We start from the raw sequence: 19,120 nt of genomic DNA, 5'->3' as shown, positions 1-19,120 counted from the left end.
CTCACCCAGCGATCGTCATCCTGAGTTTAACTCAGGATCTTATAACCTGATAGATACTGAAACAAGTTCAGTATGACGACCCGAAAAAAAAATGGCCCCGATTTTATCGGGGCCATTCAAATATTATATTCGCTTATTATGCAGGTTCTGCAACTTTGGCTACGTTGCGATATGGGAATTCATTAAAGATGTGTCTGCGGGCAAAACGGCCCGGAGAATCGGCATTAACCAATTTCACGTAGATTGCTTTTGGCACATCGAAATATTCGTAAGCACTTCCATCAAAAAACTGGATATTTAAAACCTGTTGTTTGTATTCGAAATCCTGAATATTCGATAATGTTGTAGTTTGCGTGTACGTTTCAATATTCTGTTCGCGTGTTTCTGGCGCAATACTTACCAGGAAATGGTAAGCTTCGATAATTTCTTTACTTCTGGCTTCTGCATCTAATTTCTCTTCTTCCTGCTGAAATTTATCAGGGTGACAATCTTTCATCAATGTGCGGTACACAGATTTAAGCTCTTTTAATTCAGCATTTTTATCTACGCTCAAAAGCTTTCTGTAATCAACTATTTTCTTCATTTGGGATAACCTATTTTTTAATTTTGTCGAAATGATTTCAGGAATCTTTATCTGCAAAACCGTTTCAAGCCGCAAAGATACGATTTATAATCATTTGATTTTGAGAAAGTTTACATTTGTTAAATATTGCTGATACGCATCATCAACTAATGAAATTCAATAAATCCCTTAATGCTCAAATTATCTATACACAAAAAAAGTTTTGCTATGCAAGCACGGCAAAACTTTCTTATAAATTAAATATGGACTAATTAGCGGCTAATATTTAGCTTGTAATGAGTTTTCGATTACTTCCTTATAATAGTTAACATAAACAGGTAGGATCTTTTTCAGGTCAAAATCTTGTGCCCTTGCAAAAGCATTTTCTTTGAAACGATTCAGGGTTTCATCATCTTTTAATATTTCAATGGCATGAGCGGCCATCGCGTCTACATCCCCAACGTTGCTCATGTAGCCACAGAACCCGTCAACGTTGAGCTCAGGTAAACCGCCTGCATTTGTAGTAATTGCCGGCACTTTACAGGCCATGGCCTCTAATGCGGCCAAACCGAAGCTCTCCGATTCTGATGGCATTAAGAAAAGATCTGAAACCGATAAGATTTCTTCTACCGCATCTTGTTTACCTAAAAACCTTACGTTTTCACAAATATTCAATGATCTGCAAAGCTGCTCATCATAAGCACGCTCAGGTCCGTCGCCTACCATTAATAGTTTTGAGGGAATAACCGCTTGTACTTTTTCGAAAATCCTAATCACATCAGCCGTACGTTTTACTTTCCTGAAATTACTGGTGTGGATTAAAATCCTTTCGTTATTTGGCGCTATTGCTTTTTTGAAGTGACCTTTTGCCTGTAAACTGAAGCGCGAAAAATCTATAAAATTCGGGATTACCTTAATTTCTTTCGTAATCTCAAAATGGTTGTAAGTATCTTCTTTTAAATCTTCTGATACTGTAGTTACACCATCGCTTTGATTAATAGAAAAGGTAACCACAGGTTTATAAGTTGGATCTTTACCCACCAAAGTAATATCAGTACCATGCAAAGTAGTTACCACTGGAATATGAATGCCATAACTTGCCAAGATCTGTTTCGCCATAAAAGCAGCAGAAGCATGCGGAATGGCATAATGAACGTGTAATACATCCAATTGTTCAAAACGGACAACATCTACCAGTTTGCTGGCCAGGGCCGATTCGTAAGGAGCGTAATCAAAGAGCGGATAATCTCTTACCGAAACCTCGTGATAAAACAGGTTGGCAGAAAAGAAATCGAGCCTTGCGGGCTGACTATAAGTAATAAAGTGAACCTGATGTCCCTCGTTGGCAAGTGCTTTACCAAGTTCTGTTGCAACTACTCCACTACCGCCAAAAGTGGGGTAGCAAACAATTCCTATCTTCATTGTACATGTATTGTTGTTATCGCAAATGTACCCGATTTTAATCTATAATGCGTGTCGGCTTATTGCAATAAAAACAGATAGCTTTTTGAGAACAATTGCCGCAGATTCGCAGATTAATTTCAGTTCGAAAATTGAAGCTTAATAGCTTCTAATGATTTTCTTGTACTACAAAGATTTCTCATTAAAATTAATTAACAAACCTATTCCTAGTTTTGATATTGCCAGATAATTCAAAACTTGTGCATAATGTCCATTTATCAACTCAGATTTAGATTTCACCTCGATAATAACATTATATCGACAACAAAATCAGCATAAAATTTATGTTTAAGTATAGTCCCTTTGTAATTTACAGAAAATTCTTTCTCTCTTTCATACTTGATATTTCTATTCCTAAGTTCGAATTCTAGCGCATCTTTGTAGACAATTTCTGAAAATCCTTTCCCCAAAATACGATGTATTTCCATCATAATTCCAATTAACAAATAACATTCTTCCTGAAAAGGATAATCAATATCACTATATGAATCTCCCATAAATATAAGTTTATTTAATCTGCGAATCTGCGGCTAAAACATCTTCCTTTATATCAGCAAACTTTCAATTAAAATGCCAAATCAAAAAACCTCATGTAACCTTTAATAACAGGCAACATAGAAATCACTAAAATGTAAGATGGGGAAAATTGAGGAAATTTCTCCTCAAATAATTATTTTAGGTTTCTCATTTCCTCTTTTATTACAAGGAAAAGTTCGTTGGGCCTTTGGGTACCGATAAAATATTCCAAGCCATCGCGATCGGTTAAAACAACCGCATCTTTACCCGATGAATAAAAACGGATCGTACCTTTTGTGTGCAGGTTATAAACCGGATTATTGAAAAAATAACGACTATAAGTAGCCTTACGAACATCAACGATACTGTTCAAGTCAATCTTAACACGTTTGGTCGTCCAAAGACCATCCAAAATCATGCTACCATTATCTACCACAATTTTGTACTGGATAAGGAAAAGCAAAAGCATAGAAACACCGATGATCCCGAAGCCTACAACAAGAAACAAATCTTGCGTATTGTCGCGATCGCGCTCATAAACGTAGGCGGCAAAACAGAACGCAGCCATAATAAGCCTAATGAAAATACGAACATAATCACGGCCGATGTATTGTTTTTCGATATAGGCGTATTTGCTTTCCACTTATTTAATTTTGAGTTCGAATATAGCAACTTTTTTTGTTGCTGTAGTTAATTTATATCGGTTATCCTGCCGCATACCAGCAATCCAAACAATTTCACCATTTCCGTTAACCAAAATCGGTGTAACGCTTTTCAAATGCAGGGGAACTTTCTCGTCGATAAAATAATCGCTCACTTTTTTGGGATTACGCATACCCAACGGAATAAATTTATCTCCATTTTGCCAATTCCTCAACACCAAAGGGAAAATTAATTTATCAGCATTTACAAACGCTTTATTCGAATTAATTTCGAATTTCAATTCATCTATAAACGTCAACGAAATTTCATCATTAGCAAAAGCAATGTTTTCTGTGGTTGGGTGGATAAACTGATTAGCCGTAACCGATGTATTTTTTTCAACAATAACCAGATCACTTCTATTGATAATGGCCTGATGTGTGGCGCTAAAAAAATGTGTACCACTTAAAGCCCTTAAACTGTCTAAAATTTCCTGCACTACATTTTCGCCAAAATTAAAAGGCTTAAGTAACTCGTAAAGCAAGAGCTTTTGCGGGTTTAATTTCGAAACCTCTTCCAAAGGGATATAAATGCCATCATTCCTTTTATTTAGGATTTTATTTGCGAGTTTCTGAACCTGGATATTTAAAAAAGTCTCCAATTCAGCAAAGCGTGATATATTTTCGGCAAATGTTTTTTCGAGGTTAGGGTTAATCTCCTGCAAATGCGGCACTACCTGTAGTCTGATTTTATTCCGTGTATAATTCGTACTTGCGTTCGAACTATCTTCTACAAAATCGATGTTATTAGTCCTTACAATTTCATCAATCTGCTTCCGGTTTAAAAATAATAAGGGTCTGATCAATAAATCACGTTTAGGTAAAATGCCATGCAATCCGCTTATGCCTGTGCCACGGGTAAGGTTAATGAGTACGGTTTCTACCGCATCGTTCTGGTGTTGGGCCAGGGCTATATAATCGTAGCCTTCTTTACGCCTAATTTCTTCAAACCAGTTATAGCGCAGATCGCGCGCTGCCATCTGGGTAGAAATTTTATTTTCGGCTGCATATTTTTTGGTATCAAAATGCGTTACATAAAAAGGTAATCCTAAATTTTTGGCCAGTAGCCCAACAAAACTTTCATCGCGTTGTGCCTCATCAGCCCGTAAATTAAAATTACAATGTGCCACACCAATATCAATGCCTATTGCTTTAAACAAATGCAACATTAATACCGAGTCTTTTCCCCCGCTTATGGCCAAAAGGATCTTGTTAGCCCGAACAAACAGCTGTTGCTGTTCAATAAAATCCTGAAATTGTTTTACGGGTAACATCCACCAAAAATATTTAATTTTAACTGGTATTCCGAACGTTCGGAACAAAAAACTAACTTTGTAGTGTGCAAAAACTATTTGTCTTTTTATTTCTTTTAATCAGTCCTGTATTTTTATTCGGTCAGCAACCTGCTTCGAAGATTAAAATTGTTTCATTTTCCAAGATAACTGGTGATACCAAGAAAAAAATCAGCTACTTGCGAAACCCTGTTTTTCAACAAGATAATGCAACTTTAAGCTGCGATAGTGCCGTATTTTATAGCGAACGAAACTATTTTGAAGCTTTTAAAAATGTACACATTAACCAGCTTACCACCGATATTTATTCCGATCAATTGGAGTATGATGGAAATAAAAAACAAGCACATTTAACCGGAAATGTCAAGATGATTGATCCCACATCGATTTTGACGACCAACATTTTAGATTATAATACACTTACCAAAATAGGAACTTATACCAGTGGCGGCAAAATTGTAAATAAGGATGTAACCCTTACCAGTAAAAACGGTTATTATTTTAGCGAAAGAAACGTAGCCTACTTTAAATATGATGTGGTAGTAGTTACACCTCAATCGGTCATAAAATCGGATACGATGAGCTATAATACCCAGGATAAATGGACCTACTTTTATGGCCCTACCAATATTAAGGGAAAAGACGATAATCTTTACACCGAAAATGGTCAGTATAATACGATGACTGAGGATGCTTTTTTCGGAAAGAAGAACCTATATACGCAAGGCACCAGATCGCTAAAAGGAGATAGCTTATACTATTATGGTAAGAAAGGGGTTGGCAAAGCAGTAAAAAACATTGTTTTTTCTGATACAAAAGATAAGATGAAAATGTTCGGCGATTTGGGCTATTACTATAAACTGGATCAAAGGACATTGGTTACACGTAATGCATATCTTGGTATAGGCACTGAAGATTCTATAATGGTTAAGAACAAAAAAAGACCTGATAGTTTATGGATGGGCGCAGATACTTTGGAAACGCAGATGGTGCTGCAAAAAACCTTAAAGCTAATCCCTAAAATTTCGATTAAAGCCGACAATCAGGTTGGCGAAGACGATGAAGATACCGGAGAAAAGAAAGAAAAAGGTGAGCCAAAATATAAACCAGAAGCTGAGCCTACCCAAAAAGAAGACAGGAACAAACGTAATTCTAGGAATAACAAGGCCGATAAAAAGAAAAAGAATAAGGGCGGTGCCGAAACGGAAGACCTGCTTAACCTCAAAGATAAAGGCATTGATAGTTTAAAATCGAAAGTAGACTCACTTGGCAAAGGGCTGCCCAAGCTTAACCTCGATAGTTTACAGAAAAACAATCTTTTAAAGAACAAGGCTGATTCCATTATCAAAAACCTGCCTAAACTTAAAACCGATAGTCTGAAAAAGCTGGCTGATAAAGCCAATTCGATAGTGAAAGATGTATCGAAAACAAAAATCGATAGTTTGCAAAAAAAGATTGCCGATAAGGCTTCTCCTATTGTAAAGGACATATCAAAAACAAAAATCGATAGCCTGCAAAAAAAGATAACAAAATCTGGCGCTAAAGATAGTTTAACAAAGGTTTTGGGGAACTTAAAAGCCGGCGCTTTAAAGACTGATACAGCCAAATTTAACCCAGCTGACACCGTTCAAACCCGTATTATTAAGGCTTACCACGGCGTTAAGATTTTTAAAACGAATATACAGGCCAAAACCGATAGTTTGTTTTATACCAGTGCCGATTCTACTTTACGTTGTTACAGTAATCCGATCATCTGGTCGGAAGGCTCGCAACAGGTTGGTGACACGATATTTGTTCAGTTCAAAAATAAAAAACTAAATAATTTACAGGCTTTTAGAAATGCATTTTTAGTAAATACCCCAAAAGATTCGTTAAGGTTTAACCAAATAAAAGGCCGGTTGATGACAGGTTTCTTTACCAATGGAAAATTTAAGAACCTATATGTAGATGGCAATGCCGAAAGCATTTATTATACCCAGGACGACAGCACAAAGGTGTATAAAGAAATGAATCAAACCCTAAGTAGCAGGATAAAGTTCATCTTCAAGGATAAGGAAAATGCAATTGAGGAAATTGTTTACATTAAAGGAATAGAAGGGGCTTTGAATCCCGAAAACACGATTGCAAAAGATCATGTATTAAAAGGATTTTCGTGGAAACCTACTGAACGCCCAAAATCAAAAAAAGATGCCATTGGCTCATCGGGAAAACCTAAACCCAAAGCAAAGGCCAAAACAGTTGCGGGTAAAACTGTAGCTGGTGCTAAAACCACAGCCCCAACAAATAAACCATTAACAACAGCACCTGTGGTTAAGCCGAAAATCACATCAGAAAAAGATAGCTTAAACGTTGATAAGAAATTGCCTCAAGCTAAACCAGCAGATACAGCCAATTTTGGCATTAAACCCATCTTACCGAAAAAGGACTCAGTACAAGTGAAAAAAGATTCTGTTCAGGCGAAAAAGGTAGTTGGTAAAATGTAGTTTCCTTTAACTTTATGCTGAACTTGCTTCAGCATCTATTTAGACACTTTAAGACCCTGAAATGAATTACCTTCGGTGAGCTCGCTAATGCTCGGTTCAGGGTGACGACCTGGATAGATTAATATTTAAAAAAAGATTTTCGTCATTCTCCCTTCAAAAAATCCATCATTTTTTTAAGAGCGATGGCCCGGTGACTGATGTTATTCTTCTCGGCCATATCCATTTCGGCAAAAGTAATATTATAACCATCCGGCTGGAAAATAGGATCGTAACCAAAACCCTTCGAACCTGATAATCCTGTCCTGATTGTCCCCTCTATTATACCTTCAAAAATATGGTTTTTGCCATCTTGCATTAAGGAAATCACTGTTTTAAACCTCGCTTTTCTGTTGGGATTTCCCTCAAGTTTAGCTAAAACCAATTGAATATTGTCTAAGCTATCCCGACTTCCCGAATATCGGGCAGAATAAACTCCTGGTTCGTTATTCAAAGCATCTACCTCTAAACCGCTATCATCTGCAAAACAGTCCAAACCAAAATGTTCAACCACGTAGCTGCTTTTTAAGGTAGCATTTCCTTCAAAGGTATCTGCAGTTTCAGGAATATCAACCAAACAGCCAATATCTTCCAGATTAAGCACCTCATATTTACCTTCAAGGGCAGCACGTATTTCTTCGGTTTTATGTTGATTATTGGTAGCAAATACAAGTTTTTTCATTAGGGTGTAGGGTGTAGGGTGTAGGGTGTAGGGTGTAGGGTTTGAAAGATTAACCGTTTCTTTGTTACTCGCTTATTTAATTTTCTGAAGATGTCCCCAAAGAGTTTTCTTAGCGGTTAAATCGCTATCCAGGTGATGGAGATTCGGAGCAAAGATAATTTTTGTGCTTTCGTGAACGATGATTTCATTCTGCCAGGCAAGGTTTAGTTTCAGGTCGGCAATCTCTACTCCAAAAGATAACATAATAGCAGGTTTAAAAAACCGCTGCAGTTCTGCATAGTCAGTTCCGCTATAATTTGCGTAATTTAAAATAGCAAAATCGGGTGTACCCAAATCTACTGCCTTCACAATTTTCCGCAACAGTTCCCTACCCTGCTCGGTACTTACATCATGCTCATTATCATTAACCAAAATCAACACTGATTTTTTATTTCCACCTAAAAATTTAAACGTTTTTTCAGGAGCTGGTTCGGCCACAATATGCGGAATTTCAGGCGCTTGCGGATAAACTTTAGATACATTTGTAGCATTAATCCCAGGAATTTGTATTGTTTCTGGTTTTAAAACACTTTCTTTTTCTTCAGTAACAGAAACATTTTCGACGGCCAAAACTGGCTCTGGATTACGTAAAGGCAGAATTTCTACGCTTTCATCCTTTACCAAAAAAACCTCTTCAGTAAAAAATAAACGTAAAGCATTCGCATTGTTGGTAACCTGGTTTTCCATTCGTATTTTTGCTGGATAATAATTTCTGTTAAAATTAGTTAAATATCTTATAATAGCGTCGCTAATTGTTACTTTTATCCCTTAAAATTTATAGAGTGCTCTGCGTGAGGAAAGCTTACTGCTTATTTGTTTTCAGCTTTATTTGTAGCATTTCGTTTGCACAAAACGTGGCTGTGGTAAACGGTAAATCAATAAGTACCAAAGAGTTTATGTGGGCATACAAAAAAAGCCACAATGGAAACATCAGCGCTGCATACGATACTTTGCAAGCTTATTTAAACTTGTACATAAATTTTAAACTTAAAGTTTTGGATGCCCGTGAGATGGGCTTGGATAAAAACACAAGCTATCAGGAAGAAATCAAAACCTATGAAGATGCATTAACCACACATAAAAAAGTTGGGGTCAGCAATAAAGACCGCGATTTTTTATTGAATGAATACCGTGAAGGTGTTTTAATGTTCAATGTTTCGGAACAAAAAATTTGGAACAAAGCACAGGAAGACGAGCAGGCGATAAATGAATTTTACACAAAAAACCAACAAAATTACAATAAACCTTTAAGCGAAGTTAAAGGAGAGGTAATTGCCGATTACCAACTAAGTTTAGAAGAAAAATGGCTAAAAAGCCTAAAACAAAAATATCAGATCAAAATTAACGAAAACGAGTTAAAAAAGCTTGCCAAGTTATAACCAACCTGATTTTTTTGACCATAAGTATTAAATTTGCAAAATATAACAAATAGAATGAAGAAAGTTTTTTTAGTAGCAACCGCTTTAATTTGCCTGTTTTTAAACAGTTTCGCGCAAAAGCATACTGTAGACAAAGTTGCTGCTGTTGTAGGAAATAATATTATCCTGCTATCGGATTTAAACCAACAATACACGCAATACCTATATCAGGGAAACCAGCCCAACAATGATATTAAGTGTAAAATATTACAACAAACTTTAACGCAAAAACTGCTTAAGCAACAGGCCGAAATCGATTCGGTAATGGTTGAAGATGGTGCTGTTGATGATGAAGTAAACAAGCGTATGCGTTATAGCATGCAGCGTGCAGGCGGCCAGGAGCGTTTAGAGCAGTTTTTAAACAAATCTGTTCTGCAGTATAAAGATGAGATCAGACCATCGGTAAAAGATGAGCTGATTGCTCAGAAAATGCAACAAAAAATCACCGAAAACATTAACGTTACACCAATGGAGGTCGAAAAATATTTCAAATCTTTAGGTGATAGCATCCCTGAATTTAATACAGAAGTTGAAGTTGGTGAAGTAATTTTAAACCCACAGTTAACCAAAGCAGAAAAACAAAAATTCCGCGATAAAATTGAAGCCCTTCGTTTAAGGGTTAAAAGTGGCGAGGATATGGGTGTGTTAGCTAAAACCTATTCTGAGGATCCAGGTTCTGCTGCCGATGGTGGTGATTACGGTTTTATCGACAGAAATACCATGGTTAAAGAATTTACTGCCTGGGCATTTAAACTGAAAGCCGGAGAAATTTCACCAGTATTCGAAACCGATTATGGTTTCCACTTTTTACAGGTTTTAGAACGTAGAGGTGAGCAGGTACACGTTAGACATATTTTAATTATGCCTAAAACTACACCAGAAAGCTTAACCCGTTTAAAATTGCATGCAGATAGTATTTACAACAACATTATCGGTAAAAAATTAAGTTTCGCCGCTGCTGCAAACCTTTATTCAGATAATAAAGAGAGTAAATACAACGGTGGGATGATGCTTAATGCCGAAAATGTTCAGGCAAGAAGCACCTTTATTCCTGTTGATAAATTAGATCCTTCGGTGTTTTTGGTAATCGATAGCATGAAAATTGGCGGTATTTCTAAACCAGATTTATTCACTGCAGCTGATGGAAAACAGGGATACCGCATTTTATATTTAAAATCTAAAATCCCACCGCACAAAGCAAACTTAGCTCAAGATTTTCCAAAAATCAGAGATGCGGCACAAAGTGATAAAATTAATCGTACTTTAAGCGAATGGTTTGAAAAACGTCGCGAAAGTACTTACATCAAAATCGACGATGAATTTAACACTTGTGATGAATTAAAAATTTGGACTAAAACCACAGCCGCAAAATAACACCAATGCAGTATAAGAACGAAGTAGAAGCTGTTGATGCACTTCATCAATCTTTCAACAACATTAAAGCCGAAATAAGCAAAGTAGTAGTTGGACAAGATGACATCATAAAATCTGTTTTAATCGCCATTTTTAGTAACGGACACTGTCTGTTGGTTGGCGTACCTGGATTAGCCAAAACTTTACTTGTACAAACGGTAGCTTCTGTTTTAGACCTCGATTTTAACCGTATCCAGTTTACACCCGATTTAATGCCAAGCGATATTATTGGCGCAGAGATTTTAGGGGAAGACAGACACTTTAAATTTATAAAAGGGCCTGTTTTTTCTAATATTATCCTCGCTGATGAGATTAACCGTACTCCACCAAAAACTCAGGCTGCCTTACTAGAAGCCATGCAGGAGAAGTCGGTTACCGCAGCCGGGCAAACCCATGTTTTACCAAAACCGTTTTTCGTTTTGGCTACACAAAACCCTATTGAGCAGGAAGGGACTTACCCCCTACCCGAAGCTCAGTTAGATCGTTTCATGTTCAATATTCAGTTAAATTACCCTGCCTTTGCAGATGAATTGAACATTGTAAAAAACACCACTAGTAATAAAACCACGCAACTGCAGAAAATTATCCATGCAGATGATATTCAATATTTCCAGAAATTAATCCGCGATATTCCTATTACTGATAATGTTTTGGAATATGCCGTAAAACTGGCCGCTAAAACCCGCCCTAATAGCGAGTTTGCTACGGATGCAGTTAACAAATACATCAGCTGGGGTGCTGGCCCCCGTGCCTCGCAGTTTTTGGTTTTGGGCGCAAAATGTCATGCCGCCGTAACAGGAAAATACTCACCAGATATTGAAGATGTTAAAGCTGTAGCTGAGCCTATTTTACGTCACCGCATTGTGCGTAACTACCGTGCAGAGGCCGAAGGTTTATCGATCGAAAAAATTATTAAAGATTTATTGTAATAGCTGATCGGAATTTCTAATCCCGACCTACCAGAATCGTCACCCTGAACCGAGCCTTAGCGAGCTCACCGAAGGTAATTTATTTCAGGGTCTATTCATTAAAATTACAGATTCCTGTGAATTACCTTTCTTTAAAAAATAACACCAAATATTAGACTTTGGTTACCTTTTTTACATTCCGGGCATTAAGAATAAAAGAGGTACATGGAAATCGTAAATCCCATCCTTACATTTATATGGCGAAGGATAATTTCATTAATATTCTTAGTTCTTTATATCGTTAGCTGGATATATACTTTCATATTTTTTCATACCCTGCCGGTAAGTACAAAACTAAGATGCGGCATGCCCGATTTTGGTATGATTGTAGGCATCCTATCTCTCACTTTTATCTACTTTGTCACTTTCCTGATCATCACCCTGGTGAGTAAAGGCCGGTCGAAAAAAGAATTCATGGTGATTTCAGCAATTATTCCTTTACCAGTGTACATAGGAATAATCGATATACTGACTTGAATCTTGCTTATCGGGACTACAAATCACGACCAACAAACAAAACCGTCACGTCGATCCCATAGTTATCGGATGAAATACAGCGGAACAGAGATTCTTCGACTTCGCTACCATTTACAGACTCTAAATAAAAACCGTCATCTCGACTGAAACGCAGTGGAATGGAGAGACCTATCTCGAGGTGAGATTTAGCTGCGCTGAGCACTTCGTGGTTCTCGACTTCGCTATGCTCCGCTCGAAATGACGGTAACCTTTAGGAGTTATTTACGTTAACGTGTCTGTCGCTCATATTGACTTTTATGCAAATAAATTATTCCGCCGGTCGGGATTTGTAATCCCGTCTAACGAACTAAGGATTTGAAATCCTTTTATACACCGGTTGGGATTACAAAATCCCGATTAAAAAACAAACTCATCATAAAGCATTATATTTGAGTTAACGATGAAAGACAGTAACCTTACAGGCGCTATAGCTGCGCTGATGGATGAATATAAAAAGGCAGTTGACGAACTGATTGTGGTAATCGAACCAATTAGTCAGCACTTACTAACAAAAACCATTGAGCCAGAAAGTTCAAATACAGATTGTATTTCCATCCAGACTATTTTAACACATGTAACCGCATCGATGTTCAGTTATGCAGTTTATATCGAAAATTCTATTGGATTGAAAACAGTCAGACCGGAACGATTGCAGTTTGACCACATCACACCTTATATCTCAAGGCTCCGGGAAGCACTTAAATATAACGAAGACTTTTTCACCAGATATCCCAACATCACGATGGAAGAGTTCGATCAATCGAAAAAGATAAACACAAGATGGGGACAGAAATACGATGTAGAACAAATGTTAGAGCATGCCATCGTTCATATTTTAAGGCATAGGCGGCAGATTAAAAATGCTTTAATTCAATTTAATTCTTAAAACTAAAAAATTGAGCGCTCAAACCAATTTCTATAACCGGTTTTCATTTTTATATCCACTGGTCGATGTTTTTCTTAAACCTCAAAAGGAAAAATTTTTCAATGAGATTAATCAACTGCCCTATGGAAATCTGCTCGAAATCGGTGTCGGTAATGGATCTCATTTCCCGCTCTATAAAAACCACAAAATTACCGGGATAGAAATTTCTTCTTCGATGTTAAATGTGGCTAAAAAAAATGCAACAAACGAAATAGAATTATTCCAAATGAATGGCGAGGAACTCGAATTTGCAGAGAATAGTTTCAACTATGTCGTGTTATCACATGTTATTGCCGTTGCAGATCAACCCGAAAAATTACTTATGCAGTGCCACAATGTTTTAAAGCCAGGTGGAAAACTTTTAATTCTAAACCACTTTACGCCAAATAATTGGCTAAAATACCTGGATCGCATATTCAATTTAGGCTCTGGCTTATTTCATTTAAAATCATTATTTTACATTGAAGATATTAAGGCGATGGAGCAGTTTAAACTTGAAAAAGAAATCGCTTTAAAACCACTTTCCTATTTTAAAATTTTAACTTTCAGCAAACCTTGAAAAAACATTATTGGTATATTTTCTTTGCCTTGATGACAAGTCTGTTCATATATGTATTTTACAGGACTGATAAAACCTTGGTAAACCAGATCATCATTCAGTTGATCTCCTTCAAAACCTACCAAAGTTTGAAACAGGCCATCACAGCAAACTTACCATTAAACGAGTACCTGATCTATTCACTTCCTGAGGGTTTATGGGTTTTCTGCATCACCTTAACCTCAAAGGAATTTTATTTTGATCTTTTCAAAAAACGCATCAATTGTGTTTTCATTCCACTTTTATTCGTTGTATCACTCGAACTGTTTCAATTATTCCACATTACCAATGGCCGTTTCGACTTTTTCGATATTGGCATTTCATTATTTTTTTGGTTTATAGCAGCTAAAATTATCGATACGCAACAACGTTTAGAAAATCTGTTCCATTCGTTAAATTATAATAGTGCATTTTGTTTATTGAGTTATTGTATCATTTATCTCGCGCACGTAATCCATTAGAAATTTTATTTTAAAATTTGCAATTCACTGAAAATAAATATCTTTGCAACATAATTACAGAAATGCTACGTCAACTACATATCCAACAATTAAGCTTTAGCCCGTCTTGTGGCATAAAGGGCTTGGGTATTGACTTAAATTTCCTTCCCAACCCTTAACGCGGTTTTACGTTTCAACAAACAAAACCCAAATTTAAAAATCAATTTATTACGCATTTGATAAGCATTTAACCGCTCATCAAAATTAATTATATCCGTTATGGACATTTATACCACTGTAGAAGAAAAGTATCTACAGGCCATTGAAGAACTGCACTGGGGGGAATTACCCAAGGCACTTCAGTATTTTAACGAAATTATTGTTTTCGACCCTGATTATGCCAGAGCTTATTTTCAGTTGGGCGATATTTATCAGAATCATTTTAAAGATTATAAAACCGCAGGCTATTATTACAAACGCTGCATTGGGCTGGATCATGACTTCCCAGAGGTTTACAAACCCTATCTGGAACTTGTGATTACACTTAAAATGCACAAATTGGTGAAACAGGTTGCAGAAAAGGCGCTACTTGTACCTGGTGTTTGCGAAGCACACATTTATGAATGTTTGGGCCTACATGCCGAGCAACAGCAAAATTTTACAGAAGCGGCAAACTATTTTAAAAAAGCAGAATTGTTTAATGCCATTCAGGATGAGCAAAGCACTTTACTGGAGCACCAAAACCGTATTAAAAGTAAAATGAACAGCACCAAAGCAATGATTTACGATTTGCAGGGATAAAAGGTAATACCTTTTATCCTTTTTAACTAACCGGTTAATCTTAAAATACAATTCACTGAATTGCCCTTGTTATTTTAATTTTGTTACTATCTTTACCGCACAATTACAAAGCATAAATCTTTAAATCAAAAATATTCGATATGTCAGCTCACGATTCACACGCACCGGTTCAGCAAACAAAAGGCATTTGGGCTTTACCATTAACGGCATGGATTCTGGTTTTATTATTGGTTGTTTATTTCACCAGACCAATCTTTAACCACGAAGAAGCACCTGCTCATCATGAAAAAACTGAAGCAGCGCACGAAAAACCAGAAGCACACCACTAGGATTTTCCAGTTATAAAAGCATAAAAAAAGCGTTCCGATTTAAATCTGAACGCTTTTTTTTGCACCCCTTATTTCTTGCTACTTAAGTTGCCCCATGATGTTTGGAAAATCGGTAATGATGCCGTCTACCCCAAGGCTCATAAAATAATTCACTTCCTTTACCGTATTCACCGTCCAAGGGATAATTTTAATACCCATTTCGTGGCAACGGTCTACCAACCCCTTACCAACCAAAACCGAGTAAGGACTATAAATAGTCGGTTTAAAACCTAGTTTATCAATATAATCTTCAAAGGGTTCTTTTTCATCAATCAACAATGAGGTTTGTACTTTTGGGTATTTCTCGTGCAGATATTGCAGCGTACGCATATCGAAAGATTCGATAATAACTCTTTTGGCAAGTTTTTTCGAATTAATTACATCCATAATCAGCTCTACAAATTCTGCTGGCTCCGGATGAAATTCATTATCACCATTTTTAATCGTTTTTGTTTCGATGCTATATACAGGTTTGGCCAGTTTGTGTTCTTTAACATAAGCCTCAACCGCATCTATTGTTTCAGAAAGCAGCGGTTTATAAGCTTTAAACTTCATCTGCCCAGGAAAACGACTATGGACTTTGCTGCCTACATCAAACTTTTTAATCTCCTCATAATCCATCTTGTAGATGTTATAATTCTTTTGGTCTTTTAAAGTAATCGGCTTACCGTTGGGTAGCAAAGAAATCTCGTTGTTAAAGTAAGGCTCCTGCGAAAGCACCACCTGTTTATCTTTCGAAATCACGGCATCCATTTCTAAGGTAGTAACGCCTAAATCTATAGCTTTTAACATCCCTTCAATGGTATTTTCGGGCATGATACCGCGTGCACCAGCTTTACCCTGCACATCGAATTTCTTTTTTTGGGCTGAAACATGAAAAAACAATAAAATTAGGGTTGAGAGCAGAAGTAATTTTTTATGCATGAATTTTAAACGTAAAATGAATAGTTTTATTGGTGGTAATAATTTTTTTGAGCACAAAAACCGTGCTTCTATTTAATGTTTGTTCCTGCTTTCCGCTATGCTTCAAGGTGCCACTCCATCCGATAACTATCGGATCAGGCTAGGTCGGACCGTAAAGCAAGCAGAACATAGAAATAAAAAAAGGGCCTCTTTTTATGGAGAGCCCTCTTTAATTCACATTTGTTATTTATCTTTCTGCTGGTACAAAGGCCTGCACAATTAAGTTCCAGCTTGCATCAGCTCCCTTTTCATAAACGAAAACATAGTTAAAACTTTCACGTAAATCAGCTTTGTAATCGATAGTGGCAACACCATAGGTATAAGCCAAATCGCTCCCGATTGCTTTATCTACGCCAGTTGTCTTCAAGTTAATTTTGCTGATCATTCCGTTATAAAAAGCAATAATTTTTCCTTTTCCATCAATGGCTTCGTTACCTGGGAAAAGTAAACGTGCATCGTTGGTTAAAAAACCTCCAAATGCTGCAATTCCATGCGTTTTTAACAAAGTATTTAATGTTTTCTCGGTGGTTAAGATAATTTCTTTCCCAGCCTTAATTTCTTTTTCATTTAAGAACTTTGGCGCAACATGATCTTTAGGTTCAATAAACTGTGGCGTAACTTTAGCCAAAGGTTTATTGCTTTCCGTTCCTAAATCAATGGCTAATTTCCATCTGCCGTTTTCCGGCTTCCAGATCGATAAGTATTGACCGTATTTTTTCTCTGAAGTACCAACTTCATATGGCCCTGTAGTGAAACCTAAATCGCCACTACGTGATACTTTTGCCAGGTTTGGGGTCCATGTTACATCATTTTCAGCATTTGCCTTAGCCGCGTAAAACGTTTTGGCATTAACCGGGTTTGGCCTGAACACTAAAGTGCTCGTTGATGAATAATCTATAAAAGCTTCTTTATCTCCATTTTTGGCAATTGACTTAGCAAAATCCTTTTCAGCATTTACTAAAGATTTGGTTGTTCCGTCACTTTTTTGGGCAAAAGCACTTAGGGCTAAAAGCGAAGCTATTGCAGTTGAAAATAATTGTTTCATTATTAATTAATATAATATTGTTTGGCGAATATAAAATTTTCTTTGGTGTATGGTCTTAAAAGTAATTAACAATTACACATTAAGGCCACTTATTTTTCTCTATAAATGGTTTCCAAAACAGTTTGCCCGGTGGCCTTCAACGTATTTTTATCAATATTGGCTAAATTATCCAATTGCGTGTGCCAATTGATATAAAAACCACTGTTATCGTTGTAATGGATAATATCAATAGAAGGAATGCCTGCTTTGTTCATCCAAAAATGATCATCAACCAATTTTCCGCTCGGAATTTTCGTAAAGTAAGAAGCATAACCAATTTCATTACCAATGTCCCAAACCTTGTTTACTACGTTTGGAGCAGCTTGACGCGAGATTTCATCCTGCGTAAACTGCGCGCTACCGCCACCAACCATATCAAGATTAATGCCGTACAAAGCTTTATATCCTGTTGCCATTGCTTTTTTAGCCCAATACTGAGAGCCTAAACACCATGTGGTTTCATCCGGTGTTTCATCATTAGCCTTTCCATAATCTTCTAAATCCCACAACACAAAATCAACCCCAACATCTGGCTGTTTCTGCTGGATCTGACGTGCCATTTCCAAAATTACTGCCACCCCACTCGCGCCATCATTTGCCGCATCGAAAGGTTTCGCATGATTGGTAGGGTCGGTATCCTGATCAGAAAACGGACGGGCATCCCAGTGTGCCGTAATTAAAACCCTCGTTTTTTTACCTGGATTAAAAGCGGCAGCAATATTTTTCAGTTGAAAGCTTTTACCGTCATAAGTTTGTGTTTTCTCACCCTGAATACTTACATCGGCGCCGAACGATTTGAGTTTAGCCACTAAATAATCGGCGCATTTTTGGTGCGCTTCCGTTCCGGGAATTCTTGGTCCAAAATCTACCAGTGCTTTAGTATAGGCATAAGCACTATCAGCATTAAAATCAGGAGAAGCTAAACGCAGAGGCTTTTCTCCATTTTCATCGGCATTTTGGTTTGTTTTATTCTGACATGCCTGAAATGCGATTAATGCGAATAAAGGCAATATTAAAAGTTTTTTATTCATTGTTTAATCTAACGGTAAATTGTTTGAAGTAGTGTAATTATTTCTCATCCCCCTTTGCCCCCCTGACAAATTAATTGCTAGAGAATAGTCCATTCCCCTTTTGAAGGGGGCAGGGGGATTGTAATAAATGCGATCTTAGCTACGAAAGAATAAAATCCACAATTGCCTTGCAATGAATTTTGGTAGTGTCAAATACCGGAACATCAAAGTCAGCCTGACTGATCAGCATTGGAATCTCTGTACACCCAAGGATTATGCCTTCTGCACCATCCGCGATTAGATCATTAATCATTTTGATATATTGCGCCCTGGTTTCTGCCAAAATTAATCCCCTACCCAGTTCTTCTTTAAGTGTAAACTGGATGTAATCGCGGGTTTCTTTTTTTGATGGCACCAATACGTTTAATCCATTGTCTTCGAGCTTTTTAATATAAAATTCCTTTTCCATGGTAAACACAGTCCCCAATAAAGCCACCATTTTAATTCCTGTAGCATTTATGGCTTTAGCAGTTTCAGTACCGATATGAATAATCGGTAATGCAATCTTTTCCTGAAGCTGATCGGCAAAAAGATGGGCGGTATTGGCACATAACACAATGGCTTCTACACCACTGCGCTTTAAACTCTCGCAAGCAGCGAGTAAAAGGTCAAATGATCCCTCCCAGGTTTTATTCTGAACATCACCAAAATTAAGGGAGTAAATTAAACACTCAGCAAAATTTAATCCGCCCAACCGCTCATTTACTCCCTCATTTATAAAACGATAATAATCTATTGTCGATACCCAGCTAATGCCCCCTACTAAACCAATTTTTCTCATTCT

The 19,120-nt window shown here is 37.0% G+C and carries 19 protein-coding genes and 1 pseudogene; 9 read left to right on the top strand and 11 right to left on the bottom strand.

Going from position 1 to position 19,120, the window contains the following annotated elements; all coding sequences use genetic code 11:
* Positions 1 to 136 precede the first annotated feature (136 nt).
* The 5 genes and pseudogenes from ACN9MR_RS27025 to tilS form a co-directional block, all read right to left on the bottom strand.
* Positions 137 to 583 carry a KTSC domain-containing protein gene (locus ACN9MR_RS27025; RefSeq protein ID WP_426327521.1) on the bottom strand — a complete coding sequence of 149 codons (447 nt, stop codon included), beginning with the start codon at positions 581 to 583 and terminating at the stop codon, positions 137 to 139.
* 258 nt (positions 584 to 841) lie between these two features.
* On the bottom strand, positions 842 to 1,984 hold the full coding sequence (bshA, locus tag ACN9MR_RS27020) for an N-acetyl-alpha-D-glucosaminyl L-malate synthase BshA (RefSeq protein WP_057931188.1): 1,143 nt from the start codon (positions 1,982 to 1,984) through the stop codon (positions 842 to 844).
* Between the two features lie 165 nt (positions 1,985 to 2,149).
* A pseudogene (locus ACN9MR_RS27015) lies at positions 2,150 to 2,451 on the bottom strand (GxxExxY protein).
* 242 nt (positions 2,452 to 2,693) lie between these two features.
* Positions 2,694 to 3,182 (bottom strand): hypothetical protein, encoded by a 489-nt coding sequence (locus ACN9MR_RS27010; protein ID WP_029282618.1) that lies wholly within the window; start codon positions 3,180 to 3,182, stop codon positions 2,694 to 2,696.
* Positions 3,183 to 4,514 carry a tRNA lysidine(34) synthetase TilS gene (tilS, locus tag ACN9MR_RS27005; protein ID WP_426327520.1) on the bottom strand — a complete coding sequence of 444 codons (1,332 nt, stop codon included), beginning with the start codon at positions 4,512 to 4,514 and terminating at the stop codon, positions 3,183 to 3,185.
* A gap of 65 nt (positions 4,515 to 4,579) precedes the next feature.
* Here tilS and ACN9MR_RS27000 point away from each other — a divergent pair, with 65 nt between their 5' ends.
* Positions 4,580 to 7,015 (top strand): OstA-like protein, encoded by a 2,436-nt coding sequence (locus ACN9MR_RS27000; protein WP_426327519.1) that lies wholly within the window; start codon positions 4,580 to 4,582, stop codon positions 7,013 to 7,015.
* Positions 7,016 to 7,157: 142 nt separating this feature from the next.
* On the opposite strand, the gene ACN9MR_RS26995 is transcribed toward ACN9MR_RS27000, so the two are convergent.
* Positions 7,158 to 7,733: a non-canonical purine NTP diphosphatase gene (locus ACN9MR_RS26995; protein WP_426327518.1), complete on the bottom strand. Its 576-nt coding sequence runs from the start codon at positions 7,731 to 7,733 to the stop codon at positions 7,158 to 7,160.
* A gap of 72 nt (positions 7,734 to 7,805) precedes the next feature.
* Entirely contained in the window at positions 7,806 to 8,459 is a 654-nt protein-coding gene (locus tag ACN9MR_RS26990) for a hypothetical protein (protein ID WP_426327517.1), read from the bottom strand.
* Positions 8,460 to 8,668: 209 nt separating this feature from the next.
* On the opposite strand from ACN9MR_RS26990, the gene ACN9MR_RS26985 reads away from it, so the two are divergent.
* The 8 genes from ACN9MR_RS26985 to ACN9MR_RS26950 all read left to right on the top strand — a co-directional run bounded on the left by ACN9MR_RS26985 (position 8,669) and on the right by ACN9MR_RS26950 (position 15,180).
* Positions 8,669 to 9,151, top strand: coding sequence for a hypothetical protein (locus ACN9MR_RS26985; RefSeq protein ID WP_426327516.1), 483 nt, complete (start codon positions 8,669 to 8,671; stop codon positions 9,149 to 9,151).
* 54 nt (positions 9,152 to 9,205) lie between these two features.
* A complete protein-coding gene (locus ACN9MR_RS26980; RefSeq protein WP_426327515.1) occupies positions 9,206 to 10,564 on the top strand; it encodes a peptidylprolyl isomerase in 1,359 nt (452 codons plus the stop codon).
* 5 nt (positions 10,565 to 10,569) lie between these two features.
* The gene (locus ACN9MR_RS26975; protein WP_426327514.1) at positions 10,570 to 11,532 is read left to right on the top strand and encodes an AAA family ATPase; all 963 of its coding nucleotides are present in this window, start codon (positions 10,570 to 10,572) and stop codon (positions 11,530 to 11,532) included.
* 955 nt (positions 11,533 to 12,487) lie between these two features.
* Positions 12,488 to 12,973, top strand: coding sequence for a DinB family protein (locus tag ACN9MR_RS26970; RefSeq protein WP_426327513.1), 486 nt, complete (start codon positions 12,488 to 12,490; stop codon positions 12,971 to 12,973).
* Positions 12,974 to 12,983: 10 nt separating this feature from the next.
* Entirely contained in the window at positions 12,984 to 13,571 is a 588-nt protein-coding gene (locus ACN9MR_RS26965; RefSeq protein WP_426327512.1) for a class I SAM-dependent methyltransferase, read from the top strand.
* A complete protein-coding gene (locus ACN9MR_RS26960; RefSeq protein WP_426327511.1) occupies positions 13,568 to 14,071 on the top strand; it encodes a hypothetical protein in 504 nt (167 codons plus the stop codon). The genes ACN9MR_RS26965 and ACN9MR_RS26960 overlap by 4 nt, the downstream gene beginning before the upstream one ends.
* 258 nt (positions 14,072 to 14,329) lie before the next feature.
* Positions 14,330 to 14,851: a hypothetical protein gene (locus ACN9MR_RS26955; protein ID WP_426327510.1), complete on the top strand. Its 522-nt coding sequence runs from the start codon at positions 14,330 to 14,332 to the stop codon at positions 14,849 to 14,851.
* 140 nt (positions 14,852 to 14,991) lie between these two features.
* A complete protein-coding gene (locus ACN9MR_RS26950; RefSeq protein WP_029280597.1) occupies positions 14,992 to 15,180 on the top strand; it encodes a hypothetical protein in 189 nt (62 codons plus the stop codon).
* Between the two features lie 78 nt (positions 15,181 to 15,258).
* On the opposite strand, the gene ACN9MR_RS26945 is transcribed toward ACN9MR_RS26950, so the two are convergent.
* The 4 genes from ACN9MR_RS26945 to ACN9MR_RS26930 form a co-directional block, all read right to left on the bottom strand.
* Positions 15,259 to 16,143 (bottom strand): glycerophosphodiester phosphodiesterase family protein, encoded by an 885-nt coding sequence (locus ACN9MR_RS26945; protein ID WP_426327509.1) that lies wholly within the window; start codon positions 16,141 to 16,143, stop codon positions 15,259 to 15,261.
* A 226-nt stretch (positions 16,144 to 16,369) separates the two neighbouring features.
* Entirely contained in the window at positions 16,370 to 17,227 is an 858-nt protein-coding gene (locus ACN9MR_RS26940) for a nuclear transport factor 2 family protein (RefSeq protein WP_426327508.1), read from the bottom strand.
* 89 nt (positions 17,228 to 17,316) lie between these two features.
* On the bottom strand, positions 17,317 to 18,297 hold the full coding sequence (locus tag ACN9MR_RS26935) for a M28 family peptidase (RefSeq protein WP_426327507.1): 981 nt from the start codon (positions 18,295 to 18,297) through the stop codon (positions 17,317 to 17,319).
* 139 nt (positions 18,298 to 18,436) lie between these two features.
* Complete coding sequence (locus tag ACN9MR_RS26930) at positions 18,437 to 19,117, bottom strand: aspartate/glutamate racemase family protein (protein ID WP_426327506.1); 681 nt, start codon at positions 19,115 to 19,117, stop codon at positions 18,437 to 18,439.
* Positions 19,118 to 19,120 lie beyond the last annotated feature (3 nt).

It is taken from the genome of Pedobacter sp. R-06 (assembly GCF_049913135.1).
Taxonomy (GTDB): Bacteria; Bacteroidota; Bacteroidia; order Sphingobacteriales; family Sphingobacteriaceae; genus Pedobacter.
The sequence above is the reverse complement of the archived record's forward strand: the minus strand, read 5'-3'. Positions and strand labels throughout refer to the sequence as shown.

What these genes read in the sequence shown, in the direction of transcription:
- ACN9MR_RS27025 (WP_426327521.1), bottom strand. Translation starts at nt 583, where the DNA reads ATGAAGAAAATAGTTGATTACAGAAAGCTTTTGAGCGTAGATAAAAAT.
- bshA (WP_057931188.1), bottom strand. Translation starts at nt 1,984, where the DNA reads ATGAAGATAGGAATTGTTTGCTACCCCACTTTTGGCGGTAGTGGAGTA.
- tilS (WP_426327520.1), bottom strand. Translation starts at nt 4,514, where the DNA reads ATGTTACCCGTAAAACAATTTCAGGATTTTATTGAACAGCAACAGCTG.
- ACN9MR_RS26995 (WP_426327518.1), bottom strand. Translation starts at nt 7,733, where the DNA reads ATGAAAAAACTTGTATTTGCTACCAATAATCAACATAAAACCGAAGAA.
- ACN9MR_RS26990 (WP_426327517.1), bottom strand. Translation starts at nt 8,459, where the DNA reads ATGGAAAACCAGGTTACCAACAATGCGAATGCTTTACGTTTATTTTTT.
- ACN9MR_RS26985 (WP_426327516.1), top strand. Translation starts at nt 8,669, where the DNA reads ATGTGGGCATACAAAAAAAGCCACAATGGAAACATCAGCGCTGCATAC.
- ACN9MR_RS26980 (WP_426327515.1), top strand. Translation starts at nt 9,206, where the DNA reads ATGAAGAAAGTTTTTTTAGTAGCAACCGCTTTAATTTGCCTGTTTTTA.
- ACN9MR_RS26975 (WP_426327514.1), top strand. Translation starts at nt 10,570, where the DNA reads ATGCAGTATAAGAACGAAGTAGAAGCTGTTGATGCACTTCATCAATCT.
- ACN9MR_RS26970 (WP_426327513.1), top strand. Translation starts at nt 12,488, where the DNA reads ATGAAAGACAGTAACCTTACAGGCGCTATAGCTGCGCTGATGGATGAA.
- ACN9MR_RS26955 (WP_426327510.1), top strand. Translation starts at nt 14,330, where the DNA reads ATGGACATTTATACCACTGTAGAAGAAAAGTATCTACAGGCCATTGAA.
- ACN9MR_RS26950 (WP_029280597.1), top strand. Translation starts at nt 14,992, where the DNA reads ATGTCAGCTCACGATTCACACGCACCGGTTCAGCAAACAAAAGGCATT.
- ACN9MR_RS26945 (WP_426327509.1), bottom strand. Translation starts at nt 16,143, where the DNA reads ATGCATAAAAAATTACTTCTGCTCTCAACCCTAATTTTATTGTTTTTT.
- ACN9MR_RS26940 (WP_426327508.1), bottom strand. Translation starts at nt 17,227, where the DNA reads ATGAAACAATTATTTTCAACTGCAATAGCTTCGCTTTTAGCCCTAAGT.
- ACN9MR_RS26935 (WP_426327507.1), bottom strand. Translation starts at nt 18,297, where the DNA reads ATGAATAAAAAACTTTTAATATTGCCTTTATTCGCATTAATCGCATTT.
- ACN9MR_RS26930 (WP_426327506.1), bottom strand. Translation starts at nt 19,117, where the DNA reads ATGAGAAAAATTGGTTTAGTAGGGGGCATTAGCTGGGTATCGACAATA.